Origin of the sequence: Moraxella sp. K127 (genome assembly GCF_015223095.1) — a bacterium.
Lineage (GTDB): Bacteria > Pseudomonadota > Gammaproteobacteria > Pseudomonadales > Moraxellaceae > Moraxella.
In genome coordinates this window covers 1-17,561 of record NZ_JADFBZ010000058.1, presented here as the reverse complement: position 1 = coordinate 17,561, position 17,561 = coordinate 1, and the positions used below count along the sequence as shown (strand labels likewise).

The 17,561-nt window shown below is 45.6% G+C and carries 14 protein-coding genes; 6 read left to right on the top strand and 8 right to left on the bottom strand.

Going from position 1 to position 17,561, the window contains the following annotated elements; genetic code table 11:
• Positions 1-67 precede the first annotated feature (67 nt).
• The 4 genes from IM753_RS11250 to IM753_RS11235 form a co-directional block, all read right to left on the bottom strand.
• Positions 68-1,417 carry a NarK family nitrate/nitrite MFS transporter gene (locus IM753_RS11250; RefSeq protein ID WP_062500916.1) on the bottom strand — a complete coding sequence of 450 codons (1,350 nt, stop codon included), beginning with the start codon at positions 1,415-1,417 and terminating at the stop codon, positions 68-70.
• 235 nt (positions 1,418-1,652) lie between these two features.
• A complete protein-coding gene (gene fghA, locus IM753_RS11245; RefSeq protein ID WP_194092670.1) occupies positions 1,653-2,498 on the bottom strand; it encodes an S-formylglutathione hydrolase in 846 nt (281 codons plus the stop codon).
• Positions 2,499-2,530: 32 nt separating this feature from the next.
• Positions 2,531-3,817, bottom strand: coding sequence for a transglycosylase SLT domain-containing protein (locus IM753_RS11240; protein WP_194092665.1), 1,287 nt, complete (start codon positions 3,815-3,817; stop codon positions 2,531-2,533).
• Between the two features lie 856 nt (positions 3,818-4,673).
• Positions 4,674-5,435, bottom strand: coding sequence for a Slam-dependent surface lipoprotein (locus IM753_RS11235; protein WP_062500910.1), 762 nt, complete (start codon positions 5,433-5,435; stop codon positions 4,674-4,676).
• Positions 5,436-5,702: 267 nt separating this feature from the next.
• Here IM753_RS11235 and IM753_RS11230 point away from each other — a divergent pair, with 267 nt between their 5' ends.
• From IM753_RS11230 to IM753_RS11210, 5 genes are all read left to right on the top strand, one after another.
• Positions 5,703-7,475, top strand: a complete 1,773-nt coding sequence (locus IM753_RS11230; RefSeq protein WP_194109305.1) for an acyl-CoA dehydrogenase C-terminal domain-containing protein — start codon at positions 5,703-5,705, stop codon at positions 7,473-7,475.
• 292 nt (positions 7,476-7,767) lie between these two features.
• Complete coding sequence (locus tag IM753_RS11225) at positions 7,768-10,077, top strand: site-specific recombinase (RefSeq protein WP_227713148.1); 2,310 nt, start codon at positions 7,768-7,770, stop codon at positions 10,075-10,077.
• 5 nt (positions 10,078-10,082) lie between these two features.
• Positions 10,083-11,987, top strand: a complete 1,905-nt coding sequence (locus tag IM753_RS11220; protein ID WP_194092667.1) for an AAA family ATPase — start codon at positions 10,083-10,085, stop codon at positions 11,985-11,987.
• Positions 11,984-13,009, top strand: coding sequence for a type I glyceraldehyde-3-phosphate dehydrogenase (locus IM753_RS11215; protein ID WP_194092668.1), 1,026 nt, complete (start codon positions 11,984-11,986; stop codon positions 13,007-13,009). The genes IM753_RS11220 and IM753_RS11215 overlap by 4 nt, the downstream gene beginning before the upstream one ends.
• A 107-nt stretch (positions 13,010-13,116) precedes the next feature.
• Entirely contained in the window at positions 13,117-13,761 is a 645-nt protein-coding gene (locus IM753_RS11210) for a hypothetical protein (RefSeq protein WP_083108371.1), read from the top strand.
• A 156-nt stretch (positions 13,762-13,917) separates the two neighbouring features.
• Here the strand turns inward: IM753_RS11210 and recR are convergent, their stop codons facing one another.
• The 3 genes from recR to IM753_RS13070 form a co-directional block, all read right to left on the bottom strand.
• The gene (gene recR / locus IM753_RS11205; protein WP_065255734.1) at positions 13,918-14,511 is read right to left on the bottom strand and encodes a recombination mediator RecR; all 594 of its coding nucleotides are present in this window, start codon (positions 14,509-14,511) and stop codon (positions 13,918-13,920) included.
• On the bottom strand, positions 14,511-14,843 hold the full coding sequence (locus tag IM753_RS11200) for a YbaB/EbfC family nucleoid-associated protein (RefSeq protein WP_065255735.1): 333 nt from the start codon (positions 14,841-14,843) through the stop codon (positions 14,511-14,513). The genes recR and IM753_RS11200 overlap by 1 nt, the downstream gene beginning before the upstream one ends.
• A gap of 130 nt (positions 14,844-14,973) precedes the next feature.
• Complete coding sequence (locus tag IM753_RS13070; protein WP_194092912.1) at positions 14,974-15,120, bottom strand: hypothetical protein; 147 nt, start codon at positions 15,118-15,120, stop codon at positions 14,974-14,976.
• 44 nt (positions 15,121-15,164) lie between these two features.
• On the opposite strand from IM753_RS13070, the gene IM753_RS11195 reads away from it, so the two are divergent.
• Positions 15,165-16,451, top strand: coding sequence for an FAD-dependent monooxygenase (locus tag IM753_RS11195; protein ID WP_194109303.1), 1,287 nt, complete (start codon positions 15,165-15,167; stop codon positions 16,449-16,451).
• Between the two features lie 588 nt (positions 16,452-17,039).
• Here the strand turns inward: IM753_RS11195 and IM753_RS11185 are convergent.
• Positions 17,040-17,561, bottom strand: a 522-nt coding sequence (locus IM753_RS11185) for a WG repeat-containing protein (RefSeq protein WP_194109302.1), incomplete at its 5' end; no start/stop codon positions are given.

Genomic DNA, 17,561 nt, shown 5'->3' with positions numbered 1-17,561 from the left:
CTAACCAACGCATTATAACAAAAACAGCAAAAAAACGCCACTTAAAAAGCAGCGTTTTTGGTTAGCCTTAGCACGGGTATTCCGCCCCTTTACGACCATAATACCACCATGTAATCATAAGGCAAATCACATAAAAGACGATGAGCATGATAAGCGTACTATTTACCCCAAACCAGCCAAACATCTTAGGGATGAAAAACCCCCCATAGGCAGCAAATGCTCCTGTAAACCCAACCACCGCCGCCGATTCTTTTCTGGCGACATTGATAAGGTCGGGCGAGTTTTTGCGTTCGTGAAGTGTGCGAAAAATGACAGGAATCATGCGAAAGGTTGAACCATTGCCAATGCCTGTGGTGATGAACAACACCATAAAGCAAGCAAAATACCCTGCAAAACTGCCACCTGTGCCATCTTTTGGCAAAAAGACAATCACGCCAACGGTTGCTACCGCCATGACAATGAAGTTAAAAAACGTAACCCTTGCCCCACCCATTTTGTCAGCAAGCCAGCCACCAACAGGACGGAATATCGCTCCCACCAAAGGACCTAAAAAAGCGACTTTCAAGGGGTCAATGTCAGCAAAAGATTGCTTGATGAGCATGGGGAACGCCGCTGAAAAGCCGATAAATGAACCAAAAGTCCCCAAGTACAGTATGCACATGACCCAGTTGTGATAGCGTTTAAAGATGATGGATTGGTCTTTAAAAGATGCTTTGGCAGAGGATAAATCATTCATAAAAAACCATGCCAATATCGCCATCAATGCAATAAAAGGCACCCACACAAAGGCGGCGTTATGCAGATATAAGCTCTTACCGTTGTCAAGTGTAACGCCTGTGCCAATGATTGATAAGCCAATGACCGCAGGGACAACAAATTGCACGGTAGATACGCCCAAATTGCCAAGTCCTGCATTTAGCCCCAAAGCCGTGCCTTGCTTGGATTTGGGGTAAAAAAACGAGATATTAGACATACTAGATGAGAAATTACCCCCACCCAAACCGCACAATAAAGCAATGATGACAAACACGCTAAATGGTGTATTGGGATTTTGTAGGGCAAATCCCATCCACAGCATGGGGATAAGCAGGCTTGCCGTAGACAGAGCCGTCCACCGCCGTCCACCAAATACAGGCACCATAAACGAATAAAAAATTCGCAAAGTCGCCCCTGATAAGGCAGGTAAGGCGGTAAGCCAAAACAACTCATCTTTGCTAAAATTAAAGCCAGCATCAGGCATACGCACAACCACCACCGACCAGATGACCCACACCGCAAAGCCAAGTAGTAGAGCAGGAATAGAAATCCATAGGTTGCGACTGGCGGTCTGCTTACCGCCATTTTCCCAAAACTCATCGTCTTCGGGTCGCCAGTCGTGAATCACGCCCCCGCCTTTTAGTTCATTTTTTGCACTCATGTTGCCCCCTTAGGGAAATTTTAAGATTTGGGATTATTTTAAGGGGAATTGGGCAACTTTTCGCTTATCCTAATGATGAATAAGACAGGGGGCAAATGCTACTTTGGGGGTAGGTAGGGACAAGGGCATAAAAAAGACAGCCACTTGGACTGTCTAGGGTGTATGTTGGTCATGTTAGGCACAACCAAAACCAGCTTTTACCACGCTTTTTAATGCCTTTTAACGCCTTTTTAAGTCATTTTTTTAGGTGCTGTGCGTGAAATTCAATGTGCTTACCAATAAACGTGGCGATAAAATAATAAGAATGGTCATAACCAGCTTGCAGATGATACTCATAATTTACGCCCAGTTTATCCGCCATTTGGCAAAACAGTTCGGGTTTTAATTGCTCGGCTAAAAACTGGTCTGTATCGCCCTGCTCAATCAAAATCGGCAAATTTTTGGCAATGATATTGGCGTGATATTTTTGCAATAATGCCACGCTGTCATAATCTTGCCAATCTGCTTGATTGTCGCCCAAATAGGCACCGAACGCTTTTTGCCCCCACGCAACTTGGCTTGGGGCGACTATGGGCGAAAATGCCGACACACTTTGATACACATCAGGATTTTTAAAGGCAATCACGAGTGCCCCATGTCCGCCCATAGAATGCCCAAAAATGGACTGTTTGCCATTGGTCGGGAAATGAGTATTTATCAAGCTTGGCAACTCACCCGCAATATAATCATACATCTGATAATGCTCCGCCCAAGGGGGTTGGGTCGCATTAACATAAAATCCCGCCCCTTGCCCCAAATCATAAGCCGTATCGTCCGCCACACGCTCGCCCCGTGGACTGGTATCAGGGGCAACGACAATGACATTATGTTCATCGGCATAACGCTGGAAGCCTGATTTGGTGATGAAATTCTGCTCGGTGCAAGTCAAGCCTGATAGCCAATATAGCACAGGCAATTTTTGGGTTTTGGCGGCACTTGGCAAATAAATGGCGAATTTCATTTCACAATTTAGTGTTGCCGATGAATGTTGCCAAATTTGTTGTTCGCCATTAAAAATGCGAAAGGTTTCTAGGTGTTGCATAGCATTGTGTTTCATGATGTTCTTATCATTAATCAAACTTGCATGGTTTTGATGCTTTCAAGATACGCACGAATGTTCGCTACGTAGTGCATGCACTGGACGTATCGCCCGTTCTTACTGGCATTTTGGGCTAAGTAGCCATAAACTTCTCCCCAGCTGTTGCCATCTCGCCCTTTGGCGTTTAGCTCGCTTTGGATGCGTTTGACGGCGTTAGGTCCCATATTATAAGACGCCAGCACGAACCACAGACGCTCAGACTCTGGCACATCTGTATAGAGCTTTTCTAGTACTTCTAGGTATTTGGCACCGCCTTGGATACTTTGGACAGCATCGGTGCGGTTTTTTACCCCCATCGCTTTGGCAGTGTCTTGGGTTAGCATCATCAGCCCCTCAACGCCCGTGCGTGAGATGGCATTAGGGTCAAGATGCGATTCTTGATAACTGATGACTGCCAGCACTTGCCAGTCGTGGTTATGAGCCTTTGCACCACGTTTAAAGGCATTTTCATACAACGGCAGACGCTGTTTTAACGCTCTTTTAAAGTGCTTATCGCTGTACTCATTTGCCAACAACGTTTGGTCATAAAAACGTGCCGTAGAGCCTGTGAGTGCCAACTCGTCAGGACTGCACAGAAAGTTTTTGGCATGCTGTGCTAGGCTGTTATCCTTAGCATGAAACATGAGCGACATATTGGCGTTCAGACCATGCCCCGAGACTTTTTTTGCTGTGTCATCATTGCACGCCAGTCGCACGCCTGCCACATCCGTCTGTGCCACACCCAACAGACTGTCCACATCGCCTATTTGTAGGGCATTTAGAGCTTCTTGTTCACTATCATAGACTTTTAGGTTAAGATGGACACCAAGCTCATCGGCATAGCGATGGGCGATGTCATGACCAAAGCCATGCTGGATGTCGCCGTGATTAAAAATGGTGCTGTCGCTTTTGGTGGTCGCCACGACAATCTCGCCTTTTTGTATCACGCTCTCCAAGGCAGTCAATGATGGGGCGGGCACGGTCGGAGTCAAAAAACCCTTGACAGGCAAAGCAAATAATGACACCGTCCCCAAACACAATGCCCATTTGGCAAGTGTGGTTGCTGTCTTATTGGTGGTGCTTAGCCTTTGGGCGAATTTACCCAAAAGACCTTGATGAGTTTGTTTATTAAGTTCTGATAGACACAGGGCAGATTTTTGGATGATAAATGGCTTAAAGGTTGTTGCTTTAAAATTTGGATTGGTGTTATTATCTAATACTGCTGGGTTATTGGCATAAAATGAATAATAAAATCGGTGATTATTGGTGCGAATGATTTGCATAATATTCTCCTATCTTACCGTAAACACCACACGACTTGTATCATAAACAACATAATGTAAGTGATATGTGGTGCGATTGCTGTGTTAGATATCCATATCATCTATGATGGGCATTCAAGCACTTCATAAGCCATTACGCTTAGGGTTACTTGACATCAATAGACAAGACAGATAAATCATAATGATGTCGCCATCAAGCCTGTGGCTTTGATTTACCCATAATGATAAGTTTAGCCAATCATCACAGGGGACATTATCACGCAACAACCAAACGGTTTAACTAAAATTTTGGCAGTTTCTTCGCAGTAGCCTAACCAATCAAATGCCCTATTTGGTATAAAAAGAGTGCATTTTATGACTGTTTAAGCAAAGTAAATTGGGATTAAAATCAAAAAACTTAGGCTTAATATAGGCGATTTGGCTAAATGTTCAATCATTACATTGTAAACTGCCGATAGACGGTATTGATTGATAGATAAACAGCATAAAGTAGCAAATATTCACAAAAATCACCATCATTGTAAAATCATTTTTTGTGCATTATTTATAAAATAAAAATTGCAATACTATTTTGTAAACTTATAAGTCATTTTTAAAAATACCATAAATATCAATAATTTATATAAAATTTATGCCATAAAAATAACCAAAATCAACGATTTACTTTTTAGAATTTTAATTAAAAATTAGAAAACGATTGTTCATACTCATTAAATGAGAATGATTTTTGATTGTTGTTATATTTTTCAAGTTTCGCTATTTTATGATTTATAGACCGATAGGCAAACCCATTACCCAAATCAAAACCCCAACTGATAATGAATCTGTTGGGGTTTTGCCACCGATGGTTTGATGATTATTTTTTCGCACCAAATGCACCAGCAAAAGCCTGACCATTATTTAGGTAAATGCCACTTACTTCTTCGGCATTTTTACCAAAAAACGCACCTTCGGTCTGAGTGCCTGCACTATTTTTACCACTAAATGTATTGCCAGAGATTTTGGCATTTAGTGCAACATTAGCACGCTCATTACTGATATTACCAGTCAAAGTCTTTTTACCAAAATCGGCAGTAAACTTAGATGTACCCTTAATGTGTTCACCATTGCATTTTTCACAAGCATAGGTTGAACGACCTGTATAGTTAACCACACCCGATTTTGGAATATTTGCTACAGGTGTTTGGTCGCCTTGATAAAAATAATATTCCATTTGGGCGTTTTTATCACGAACAAAGCCGTATTTGGCATGAGTCATGTGCGTGCCACTGATGACTGTGTGCAGGTCTTTTTGATTGATATCGCTAAAAGTACCAGAAGAGATGCCTGACTGACCGATTGTAAAAGTTTTACCATTTACTTTTAAGGTATTAATGTTATCAGTGCTGATAGCCACAATATCGCCGTCTGTATTTGTTTTTGTATTGATAACTGCTGATTTACCTGTGTACTGACTGGTAGTTACAGGAGGCTGTGGGTTACTTGGTTGGTTTGGCTTAACCACAGGCGTGGTGGGATTGGTTTGACCACCTGTTACCGCCTCAGAACTACCACCGCCACCGCAAGCCGTTAAAGCCAATGATGACACCGCCAAAATAGATAGTGCAAACTTTTTCATGCGTATTACCTTATTAGACTTCTTTCCAAACCCTGATTTTTGTAGATTTTTAAAAACTTCAACCCCAATACTTATAAGGGTTTATTTTTGGTTTGGAAAGAGATTTAATAAAAAAATAACACTTGCAATACAATATAACAATAATTTTATCAACATATTTATAAATGACCCATCAGTTCAAATCAGCCCTTGCCAAATGGCGGTTTTTTGGTTAAATTTTATCATGATTTTTCACTTTCTATTTTTAACGGACACAAGGACATCGCCATGACCCTATCTTATACCGCCCCTCTTGATGAAATGCGTTTTGTGTTAAACGACATTTTTGATGCACCAACCTTTTGGCAAAACACGCCTGCCCTATCCCATGTGGATGGCGACACCGTGGACATGATTTTGGACGAAATGGCAAAATTTGCCACGTCCACGCTGTTGCCCCTAAACCAATCAGGTGATGAAGAAGGGGCAAGCTATCTTGGAGACGGACAAGTCGCCACGCCACAGGGCTTTAAAGACGCATTTAGAGCCTATGCTGATGCTGGGTGGATTGGGCTTGGGGGCGACCCTGAATATGGCGGGCAAGGCATGCCAAAAATGGTAAGCATGCTCACCGAAGAGATGCTGTTTGCCACCAACCAATCATTCGCTCTATATCCTAACCTTACTGTAGGGGCGACATTATGCCTACTGGCAAGCGGTAGCGATGAACAAAAGGCTCTGTACCTGCCCAAGCTATACAGTGGCGAGTGGTCGGGGACGATGTGTCTGACTGAACCACACGCAGGGACGGATTTGGGGATTATCAAAACAAAAGCTGTCCCCAACGCTGACGGCTCGTATGCCATCACAGGCACCAAGATTTTTATCACCGCAGGCGAGCATGATTTGACGGAAAATATCGTTCATTTGGTGCTTGCCAAAACGCCCAACGCCCCAAAAGGCTCAAAAGGCATATCGCTGTTTATCGTGCCAAAATTTTTGGTCAATAAAGACGGCAGTTTGGGCGAGCGTAATGGCGTATCGGCAGGCTCCATTGAGCATAAAATGGGCATCAAAGCGTCCGCCACGTGTGTGATGAACTTTGATAACGCCACAGGCTATATGGTGGGGGCGGAGAATACAGGCTTGGCAAGTATGTTTGTCATGATGAACTATGAGCGAGTTACGATGGGACTACAAGGGCTTGGGGCGAGCGTGCTTGCTTATCAAAACGCTTGCAATTATGCCCACGACCGCTTACAAGGGCGAGCCGATGACGGGGTTAAAAATGCTGACAAACCTGCCGACCCCATCATTCATCATGCGGACGTACGACGTATGCTTCTAAACGCCAAAGCAAACAGCGTGGCTTCTCGCACCTTTGCCATGTATGTGGCTCGTGAGCTTGATACCGCTAAATTCTCAGATGATGACAACGCCAAAAAATTAGCCTCCGCCAAGGTTGCCCTACTGACCCCGATTGCCAAGGCGTTTTTGACCGATATGGCATTTGGTGCCGCCATTGACTGCCAGCAGGTGTTTGGCGGACACGGCTATATCCGTGAGTGGAGCATGGAGCAAATCGTGCGTGATACCCGTATCAGCCAAATCTATGAAGGCACCAACGGCATTCAAGCCCTTGACCTGCTCGGGCGAAAAGTCATCAAGGACAACGGACGGGCGATGAGTGCGTTTATTGATGAAATCAAAGTGTCCGCCAATGCCCTGCCCGACAGCCCATTAAAGAGTGAAACGCTAAGGGCGTGCGATACGGTGGCGGACTTGACCGAACAGCTTATCAAGGTTGCAACTGCCGACCCCAACGCCATTAACGGCTCAGCGGTGGATTATCTACACACGGTGGGTTATCTGTGCTATGCCTATATGTATGTGCTGACCGTCAAGGCATGTGCGGATAAGGACGGAGATTTTTATGCCGATAAAGTCCGTCTCGCTGACTACTTTGTCGCTCGTATCCTGCCCCGCCTGCACGCTCATGCCGTCATGGCAAAAAATGGGGCAGATAGTATCATGGCATTTGATAAAGGGTTTTTTGGGTAAATTTATGTGATAAATTTATGCCATTATTTGTGCTATATAAAAATCGGGCAGACGTCCCGATTTTTATTTTTTCATCTCTCCCAATAAGTTCCATTAAACAGGCAAGACAACCTGATTTGTCATTTTATCAAACCACAAAAAAAATCTCTCACTATTTTAGAACATATTTAAGACGTACCCGCCTTTGGCATTTGCAATGAAAAATAAGAAAAATCGCTCATTGCTTTATAATTATCCCCAAAAACTGTGCTAAAATAGTCCATTTATCTAAATGCTCATTAAGGATAACCTTTTGCTAGACCATAGCTCTGACTTACGCCATATTTTACAATACATCAGCCTACTCCAAGAGTTGCCCGAACCTGCGTCTTTGAAACGTTTCATTGATGCCCTAAGAGTGACGGGCGATGATGAAGAAGCGGTCAATGCCAAAATCCGTGAACTCATTGACATCCTAAAAGAAAATCCTGAATATGGTGCAGGACTGGCGGCATTCATCCTGCGTTTGACAGACAGTTATCAGCGTATCACACTCTATGCAGATACGGGCATTATCTCTGATGACAGCTTTTCACACAGCATTAACCGCTTGATAGGACATCGTTTTTTGCCCCTACTGCCCAAAGAAGACTCGGTGGTGGAACTTGCCCACTATCTCTTTGACGGGGCGACCGATGAAAAATGGCTGTCACTCATCACGCCTGAGCATTGGGATGAGCTGGTGGAGCTTATCAAGGTTGATGAGCAGAACTTGGAGCTGGTCGCCAGTGCCAAAAACAGCATTCTAAACGCTTTGGTCATCTTATCCTATCGCATCAGTGGCATTGGACTGCACACCGAGATGATGGATACCTATCCGCAGATTTTAAACTACACCGCCGCCTTTGTCGCCCAAAACCAAGAGACCGTCCTGTTCGTCAATCAGTACCGTCAAGCCCATAACTTGGATGCCATGACCGACACCATGCCTGATGTGGACATTGACCCTGCTCCCCTACTCGTCATGTTAGAGCAGTGCAGTGACATCGTGGCAAACATTCGTAAACGAGTGTACAAAACAGGCATTTCCATTCGCATGACCAACATGCTCGTTCGCTTAGAACAAAGCATTCACCGCATGCACATCTTACTTGAACTTGTCTCTGACAAAAATAAAAGCCGTGACAAAGCCATCGTGGAGCTGACCCAAGAGATTGTCCGCACCGCCAAAACCCGATACAGCTTTGGCTATCTCATCAAAAATAACACCCGCCTGCTGTCTCGTAAAATCACCGAAAACTCAGGTCAAGTGGGCGAGCATTACATCAGCACCGACAAGCTCGGCTACAAAAAAATGTACAAAAAGGCAGCCATTGGCGGATTTTTCATCGCCTTTATGGCAACCTTAAAAATCCTAGGCTCATCGCTTGTCCTTGCCCCCATCGGCAAGGCGTTCATGAACAGCATGATTTATGGGCTTGGCTTTGTCGGCATTCACATCGCAGGGGGAACGGTCGCCACCAAACAGCCTGCCATGACCGCCGCCGCCATCGCCTCCACCATCTCCGAGAGTGGCAACAAAAAAACCAAACAGCTGACCAAACTTGCCGAACTCATTGTTGATATCCTAAGAACGCAGTTCATCGCCATCATGGGCAACATCTCCATCACCATGCCCATCGCCCTACTTATCGCCTTTGGCTGGGTGCAGTTCTATGGCGAGCCGATGATTAGCACCGAAAAGGCTGCTTATCTACTTCACGAGCTTGACCCCTTGCGTTCACTCTCCTTGCCACACGCTGCCATCGCTGGGGTATTTTTGTTCCTATCAGGACTTATCTCGGGGTATTATGACAACCTTGCCGCCTTTAACAAAATCGGCGAGCGGGTCAAACGTCATCGCCTGCTTGCCCGTCTCATGCCCCAAAACTGGCAAAATCGTCTTGGCAGTTTTGTAGAAGCCAATCTTGGGGCGATTATGGGTAACTTTATCTTTGGCTGTTTTTTGGGCAGTACCGCCACCATCGGCTATATGCTTGGACTGCCACTTGACATTCGCCACATCGCCTTTGCCTCCGCCAACCTTGTACATGGACTGTTTTTCTTATCCCCTACTGATTTGACATGGCAACTTGCCCTATACGCCTTTGTTGGCGTGTTACTCATCGGTATGGTGAACCTGATTGTTAGTTTTTCGCTGTCGCTCATGATTGCCCTGCGTTCCAAAGAAGTACATTTTAGCCAGTGGAAAGATTTGGGCGAGCTGATGTTCAAACATTTCATCTCGCGCCCACGGGACTTTTTCATTCCTAGAAATGAAAGTGTCAAATACGCACGCATTGACAGCGAAGGACGGATTATTTATGATGACAACGTCAAAGAAACTGCCATTCCTAGTGGTTCGGTCGTTCGTCGCCTAGGCAGTAAAAAAACAGACCCCCTAAAAGACATCCAAAATGCGGTCAATGTCGCCAAAACCGACCTAAGCCAAGGCATGCTCGATAAAGTCAAGCAAGATGACAAGCCTGCTCAGGCGGGCGAGATGGGGCTTGACATGAACAGTGAGACCAATGCCAAAAACCCACTACCCAAGCCTGACAAACCGCCACAACTACCAAAGTAAATGCCATGAAACAAAGTACCGCACTTGATATTTTAAAAACAGGACAAAACGTCTTTTTGACAGGGCAGGCAGGGGCAGGCAAAACCTATGTCCTAAACCAGTACATTCACTACCTGCGAGTGCGTGGCATCTCAGCTGCCATCACTGCCAGCACTGGCATTGCCGCCACGCACATGAATGGCATGACGATACACGCATGGTCTGGTATGGGTATCAAAGACAGCTTTACCGATGAAGATTTTAAACGCCTAAGATATCGCCAAGCCGTGACCGACCGCCTAAGAGACGCTAAGGTACTCATCATTGATGAGATTTCCATGCTCCATGCCAAACAAGTAGATTTGCTGGACGAGATTTTACGCACCATTCGTGATAATGACGCCCCTTTCGGTGGGGTGCAGGTGATTTTCTCGGGCGACTTTTTTCAGTTGCCCCCTGTTGGTAACAAGGGTGAGAGCAACAAGGAGAAGTTTGCCTTTATGGCAAAGGCATGGAAAACCGCCAATTTTCAAATCTGCTACCTATCAGAACAGCACCGCCAAGCAGGGCATGATGAGCGTGAACGGTTTGGCATGAGTCTAAATGACATCTTGAACCAAATCCGCCATCAGGACGTGGACGCCCTTGCCCAAGATATCCTACTTGGCACTCGCCATAACGACATCAGCGACAATTGTACACGTCTGTACACTCATAATGGCAATGTGGATAGCATCAACCAAGAACAGCTTGCCCTACTAGATGGCGACGCTCACACCTTTGACTGCACCACCTATGGCGATAAAGCCCTGATAGAAATGCTTGCCAAAAACGTCAAAGCCGCCCCATCTTTGACCCTAAAAATCGGGGCTCGGGTCATGTTTGTCAAAAACAACCAAAACCTTAGTGTCTCTAATGGCACGATGGGCGAAGTGGTTGATTTTATCGCCCTGCCACAAGCAAACATTGATGGCAGTGACGAGCCTACCAGCACCATCAAATATCCCATGATACGACTCGACAATGGTCGCATGGTCTATGCCGAGCCTGATGAGTGGACGATAGAAGACAACCAAGGCGAGATATTAGCCAGTTACAGCCAAATCCCCCTTGCCCTAGCATGGGCAATCACCATTCACAAAAGCCAAGGCATGACCCTAGATGCTGCCGAGATTGACCTATCTCGCACCTTTGAAATGGGGCAAGGCTATGTTGCTCTCTCTCGCCTGCGGTCACTGGACGGCCTAAAACTCCTTGGCATGAACAAAAACAGCCTACTATTAGATGAATGGGTGTTTCACGTCAATAACCGTCTATTAGAGATTGCCGACGAACAAGCCGAAAAGTTCTACGCCTTAGATGATGATACGCTAAGCGAGATTCACAAACAGTTCATCATCGCCTGTGACGGCATTACTGATGATGCCATCATCGCTCGCCAAGAAAAACTTTTGCAAAAAGTCAAAGATGAGCAAGCCCGCAAACAGCACATCAATGCCAACCAAACCCAAGGCAAATCACCCACCCAAGTTGGCAAAACCCTAGATGAGACCCTAGCACTCATCAAAAAAGGTCTAAGCCTTGATGAGATAGCACAGCGACGCCAGCTTGCCAAATCCACCATCATCAGCCACATCACTCAGCTCATCGAGCGTGATGGCAAAGACGACTACCTGCGTTTTGCCCCCAGTGATGACGAGCTACACGCCATCAAAGCCATCTATGATAAGCTCGACGCCCAAGGCGAATTTGAAGGCGGTGTCAAGCTCAAACCCATCGTGGAGATGAGTGGCAAAGGCAATGGCTATTACAACATCGCAAGGCTAGCGTTGGCGTTTTTGGACATCTCCAAACCCGATAAAGCCGACACAACAGACACGGCAGATGACAGTAAAACAACCGACAGTAGTACCAACAAGGATAAGCCATGACACTTCGCCTTGCCATCAACGGTTTTGGACGCATTGGGCGAATGCTACTGCGTGCGTACTTGTCCGACATCACAAGGTTTGACCGCCTTGACATCATCGCCATTAATGATGTGGCAGACGCTCACACGCTCCTGCATTTATTAAAATTTGACAGCACGCACGGCAGACTGGGTGTGGACGCACATCTACAAGATGATTATTTGATTTTACAAAAAAACGGGCAAACCCTATGTCAGATTTTACTACTTAACCAAAAAAACCCCACCGACATCGCATGGGGCGAGCTTGACATTGACGTGGTATTAGAATGCACGGGGCATTTTCGCTCCTATGATGATGCAAGTCTACACCGCTTATCAGGGGCAAAACAAGTCATCATCGGCTCTGCCCCCTTTGATACGGTGGATGCCAGCGTGGTCATGGGGGTTAATGATGAGATACTGCACACCGATTTGCCCATCATCTCAGGTGTGTCCTGCACCACCCAAGCCCTAGTTCCCCTACTGCACACTTTGCAAGTCTATGGCATAGACAGCGTGATGATGACCGAGATTCATGCCGTAACCGCCGACCAAACAGTGCTAGACCAAGCCCACCGAGACCTAAGACGAGCAAGAGCATCAGGGCAAAACATCATTCCCACCACATCAAGTAGCATTAACGCCACTGTACGGGTGTTGCCGTTTTTACAAGGCAAATTAAGCGGGCATTCTATTCGAGTGCCGACTGTGAACGTTGCCTGTATTGACATCACGGTCATCTTTGAAAAAGACCCTACCCTTGACGACATCAGAGAACTACTCAAACACACGAGCCAACACCGCCTGCGTGGGATTATGGATTATACTGATGAACCGCTTGTTTCATCTGACTTTATCGGCGACACCCATTCGCTCATCATAGACGGCTCTCAGCTTATGCAGGCAGGTCGTCAATTTAAAATCCTAGCATGGTATGATAACGAAGTCGGCTATGCCAATCGCTTGCTGGATATGTGTGTGGCGTTAAGCAAAGCAAAATAATCCCAGCATCCATGCCCAAAAACAGCCCAAAAACAAAGAGTTACACAACAGCCATGCAACAATGCCGATAGTGTGCTATATTATGCGTTTTTAACACTCGTATTAACATGACTGACCGTTTTATTTTACAAGAAGTACTGACTGATGATGTGCCGTTTCGGGTGCATAATGTCAAGATAGACAAATTCATCTGTGAGCAGGATTTGCCACTCATGCTATTGGCTCATTATGACCGCCTAAGCGATGAGTTAAAAGCCCAAAAGCCCTTGACCGACTTTTTTGGGCAGATGAATGACCAAGTAACCACAGCACAGGCGTGTGCGATTTTTGGGGTCAGTCCCGACAGCTTACGCCCTGCCACCCACATCAAAATCACAGGCACGAGTGTCATCGTGTGGGATGACTTCCCCCTTGCCCTGCATTTGCAATTTACCAACACCGCCAAAGACAGCCAAACCACCGATGAGCGTGACATTGCCCAAGCGGTCGCTGATGAGATTGGCAACATCCTACTGTCAGGCAACGTCAATGTTCTGCACAAAAATACCGCCAAGGAGCTGGTAAGCGTTGATTTGTCCGATGATGAATTTGTCATCACGCCCAGCGATAACTACACTCGCCTGCCTAACAGTCACGCCCTTGCCACCACCCAAATCCTAAATCACATCAGGCACACCACCCCCCAAGCCATGGCATACCTAAACCATGCCCTGCGTGATAAAATCATGGAGCATGCACAAGAGCGGTTTTAGGGGTTTGGGGTGTTTTATCCATAACACTTTTACCAAGATAATTTGATAAAATAATCGTCCTTTGTATTTCAAGCAACCCACGCAACAAAAAACGGTTGGATAATCCCAACCGTTTTGGCTATTTAAAGCGAAAGTGGCTCAAACTGATAAATTTAGTTATAAAAACGCCCGATTTTGTAAGGCTTGGTGCAAGGTTAGACTATCAACATAACCCAGCTCTCCGCCCATGGGAATGCCTTGGGCGAGACGAGTAATGTTATCCACGTGAGCTTTTAGGGCATCATGGATAAAAAAAGCGGTGGTCTGACCTTCGACCGTCGCCCCCGTGGCAAGAATCAGCTCGCTAATGGCGGACTTTTTGACCAACGCCACCAGCTCATCCATGTGCAAATCATCCGCCCCGATACCGTCCAAGGGCGACAGATGACCGCCCAGCACAAAATACCGCCCACGATACGCCCCACTTTGCTCAATCGCCACCACATCGGAAGCACGCTCCACCACGCACAGCTGACTGTCATCACGGCGGGCATCGGCACAAATGGAGCAGATGTCATCATCGCTAAATGAATGGCAGATTTGACATTCTTTAATCTCATTCATGGCAATCTCCAAGGCATAGGCAAGTGCCAAGCCTTGGGGGCGTTTTTTGGACAGTAGTTCTATCGCCATGCGTTGGGCAGACTTTTGTCCGACAGACGGTAGGATTTGCAAGGCTTTGACCAGTTGGTCAAATTTGGGGGTGAGCATTAACCAAACAGTCCTTGCATGCCCTTAGGCAGACCCATGCCTGTGGTCGCCCCTGCCATAATCTCTTCATGTAGCTCATCTGCTTGACGTACCGCATCATTAATGGCAGCTGCCACCAAATCTTCAATCATGTCAGGCTCATCACCCATCAAACTTGGATCGATAGATAAGCGTTTGACCACATGGCGACCTGTCATGGTCACTTTTACCAGTCCATTACCTGCTTCGCCTTGGACTTCTTTTTGGGCAAGGGTTTTTTTGGCGGATTCGACGTTTTGCTCAACCTGCTTTTGCATGGCTTGGGCTTGTTGCATGAGTGCTTGAATGTTCATCATAAACTCCAAAGGGTAATAAGTTGTGGGTAATATGGTCAGCCATTATAACAAAATTTTAACTTAATGGGAAATTGTTATCATAGGGCGTGTTGAACATTGATAACATTTTTGTAGAATATGGTATAATTTAACACTTTAAATCCATTTTTGTATGAAAAATGGCTAAATCTTGTTTTTCATCGTCAAAAGCTCGTTTGATAGAACGACTATCAAACTTCACTTTTTCCTTGAAAAACGGGCGATTTTTCTCATTTTTCATTGCAAATATCAACATTCAACACGCCCTAATACACCATCCATTTATCCAGCGAGACAGTCATGACAGCCCCACACCCTGACACCACACCTGAGCATAACCACGTCATCATCATCGGTGGCGGTCATGTCGGACTGTCCTTTGCCCTGCTTTTGGCTCATCACGGCATTTATAGCACGCTGTTGGAGACGGTCAAATACCCGACCATCGCCCCCGACCAAGACCGTGAACGCCAGTCTTATCTAGACAGTCGCAACACCGCTTTGTCTAGACGTAGCGTGCAGATTTATCATGAGATTGGGCTGTGGGATGAGTTGGACAGCCACGCCTGCCGTATTGATAAGGTGCTAATTAGCGAGCTTGGTAGCTTTGGGCGAGCGACACTGGATAAACAAGCGGAGAACGTTGAGAGCTTTGGCTTTGTCATGGAAAACGCATGGCTAGGACGGGTACTGCTCCAAGCGGTCAAGGCAAGCCCCTATGTACGCCTGCATGATGACACCCAAGTGACCGCCATTAGCCAAGATGATGACATGGCTCATGTTACCGCCATCAGCCAAGATGACGGCACGGGCAACGGCAACATTCAGCTATCTGCCCCACTGGTCGTGGCGTGCAATGGTCAGCACTCGCCTACTCGCCACATGCTCGGCGTGGGAGCAGACAGTCATGATTATGGGCAAGTGGGTATCGTTGGCGTGGTTGAGACAGACACGCCACATGAGCATGTCGCCATTGAAAAATTCAGCCCTGCCGGACCGTTGGCGGTGCTACCGCTACCCGACAGCACAGATGGCAAATATCGCCGTTCGGTCGTCTTTATCTGCCCAAAAGGCGATGAACACGCCTACTTGCATGATGACGCCCACTTTTTGGCGACACTACAACAAGTGTTTGGCACGGATGCAGGGCAGTTTGTACAAGCAGGCAGACGTGGGGCATACCCTTTGACCAAAGTACTGGCTCATCGGCAGGTCGTCGGTCGCTGTGTCCTCATGGGTAATGCCGCTCACACACTACACCCTGTGGCAGGTCAAGGCTTCAACCTGTGCTTACGAGATGCTTACGCTCTTGCCAAACTTTTGGGCGAGAACCTACAAAACGCCCAAAGCGGTAAATTTGGCATGACCACCCCCGACTTTGGCAACCAAGCACGCCTGCTAGGCTATGAACAATCCCGCCAAACCGACCAAAAGCGAGTGATTAAATTCTGCGACACTGTTGTTGGTAGTTTTACCAGTGCCAATCCTGTCATGAAAGTGGCTCGTAATGTCGGACTGATTGCCTTTGACAAAATCCCCTTTGTCAAACCGATGGTTGCCACCTATGCGATGGGGTTAAAATCTTGATGGTTTGGCGTGCCTGCTTTTGTACAATAATACATTTAAATTGACAACCCCATTCTCAACTTTATAACAAGCAGGGCGTGTTAAACCTTTATAACACTATTTACAATTTAGATATACAGCTAGGGCGTGCCTACCATTGATAACATTTTTATAAAATAAGATGAAAAATTGACAATTTCAATCAATTTTTGCATGAAAAATGGCTATCCAACCACTTAATTTAAAAAATTAAGTGAAAATCTTAAAATTTTACATAATTAAGTGGTCGGATTGTTTTTCATAATAAAAACTTGTCTGATACACCCAGCCAACTTGATATTTACCACGGGTTTGTAGGGGTGTGCTGAGTACACCCTTTGATGACAGTACCGTGTAAGGCGTGCACAGCACGCCCCTACATCCAAGCATCATTGCGTTTGTAGCAATTTTAAAGTTTATTGAGTGTAGAACGACTATCAACCTGCGTTTTTTCCTTAAAAAACGTGCGATTTTTCTCATTTTTCATTGTAAATAAAATATTCAACACGCCCTAATAAAATTCAAATTTGTTAGCTGTAAAAATCAAAATGTCCATTTGGCACTTTTGTTTTAATCAATGCGTTTGCCTGTTTTGTCGATATAAAAGGTTTCACCATTTAATTCAACAATGGCTTTATCCATTACAAAATCCCAAACATGGTTGTATTGAATGGGAATAACAGCTTTGCCTGCTTTATCTACAAAACCATATTTACCATTTTGTTTTACTTTTGCCAAACCATCCAAAAACTTCTCGGCATAATCATATTGGATAGGAATGACAACTTTCCCTGTTTTATCAACAAAGCCGTTTTTGCCATTTTGTTCTACTCCTGCCAAGCCATCTGAAAATCTCTCAGCATAATCATATTGAAAGGAAATCGCCACTTTACCTGTTTTTTCTATAAAACCCCATTTACCATCCTGCTCAACGCCTGCCAATCCTTCCGAAAAATTTCTAATATCATTGTATTGAATGGGAATAACTACCTTGCCTGTTTTGTCAATATAACCCCATTTGCCATTTTGTTTGACACCTGCCAAGCCTTCTGAAAAAGCTCTGATATCATCATAGTAAAAAGGGATAATTAT

What these genes read in the sequence shown, in the direction of transcription:
- IM753_RS11200 (WP_065255735.1), bottom strand. Translation starts at nt 14,843, where the DNA reads ATGAACATTCAAGCACTCATGCAACAAGCCCAAGCCATGCAAAAGCAG.
- IM753_RS11215 (WP_194092668.1), top strand. Translation starts at nt 11,984, where the DNA reads ATGACACTTCGCCTTGCCATCAACGGTTTTGGACGCATTGGGCGAATG.
- IM753_RS11240 (WP_194092665.1), bottom strand. Translation starts at nt 3,817, where the DNA reads ATGCAAATCATTCGCACCAATAATCACCGATTTTATTATTCATTTTAT.
- IM753_RS11250 (WP_062500916.1), bottom strand. Translation starts at nt 1,417, where the DNA reads ATGAGTGCAAAAAATGAACTAAAAGGCGGGGGCGTGATTCACGACTGG.
- IM753_RS11235 (WP_062500910.1), bottom strand. Translation starts at nt 5,435, where the DNA reads ATGAAAAAGTTTGCACTATCTATTTTGGCGGTGTCATCATTGGCTTTA.
- fghA (WP_194092670.1), bottom strand. Translation starts at nt 2,498, where the DNA reads ATGCAACACCTAGAAACCTTTCGCATTTTTAATGGCGAACAACAAATT.
- IM753_RS13070 (WP_194092912.1), bottom strand. Translation starts at nt 15,120, where the DNA reads ATGTTGATATTTGCAATGAAAAATGAGAAAAATCGCCCGTTTTTCAAG.
- IM753_RS11230 (WP_194109305.1), top strand. Translation starts at nt 5,703, where the DNA reads ATGACCCTATCTTATACCGCCCCTCTTGATGAAATGCGTTTTGTGTTA.
- IM753_RS11210 (WP_083108371.1), top strand. Translation starts at nt 13,117, where the DNA reads ATGACTGACCGTTTTATTTTACAAGAAGTACTGACTGATGATGTGCCG.
- IM753_RS11220 (WP_194092667.1), top strand. Translation starts at nt 10,083, where the DNA reads ATGAAACAAAGTACCGCACTTGATATTTTAAAAACAGGACAAAACGTC.
- recR (WP_065255734.1), bottom strand. Translation starts at nt 14,511, where the DNA reads ATGCTCACCCCCAAATTTGACCAACTGGTCAAAGCCTTGCAAATCCTA.
- IM753_RS11195 (WP_194109303.1), top strand. Translation starts at nt 15,165, where the DNA reads ATGACAGCCCCACACCCTGACACCACACCTGAGCATAACCACGTCATC.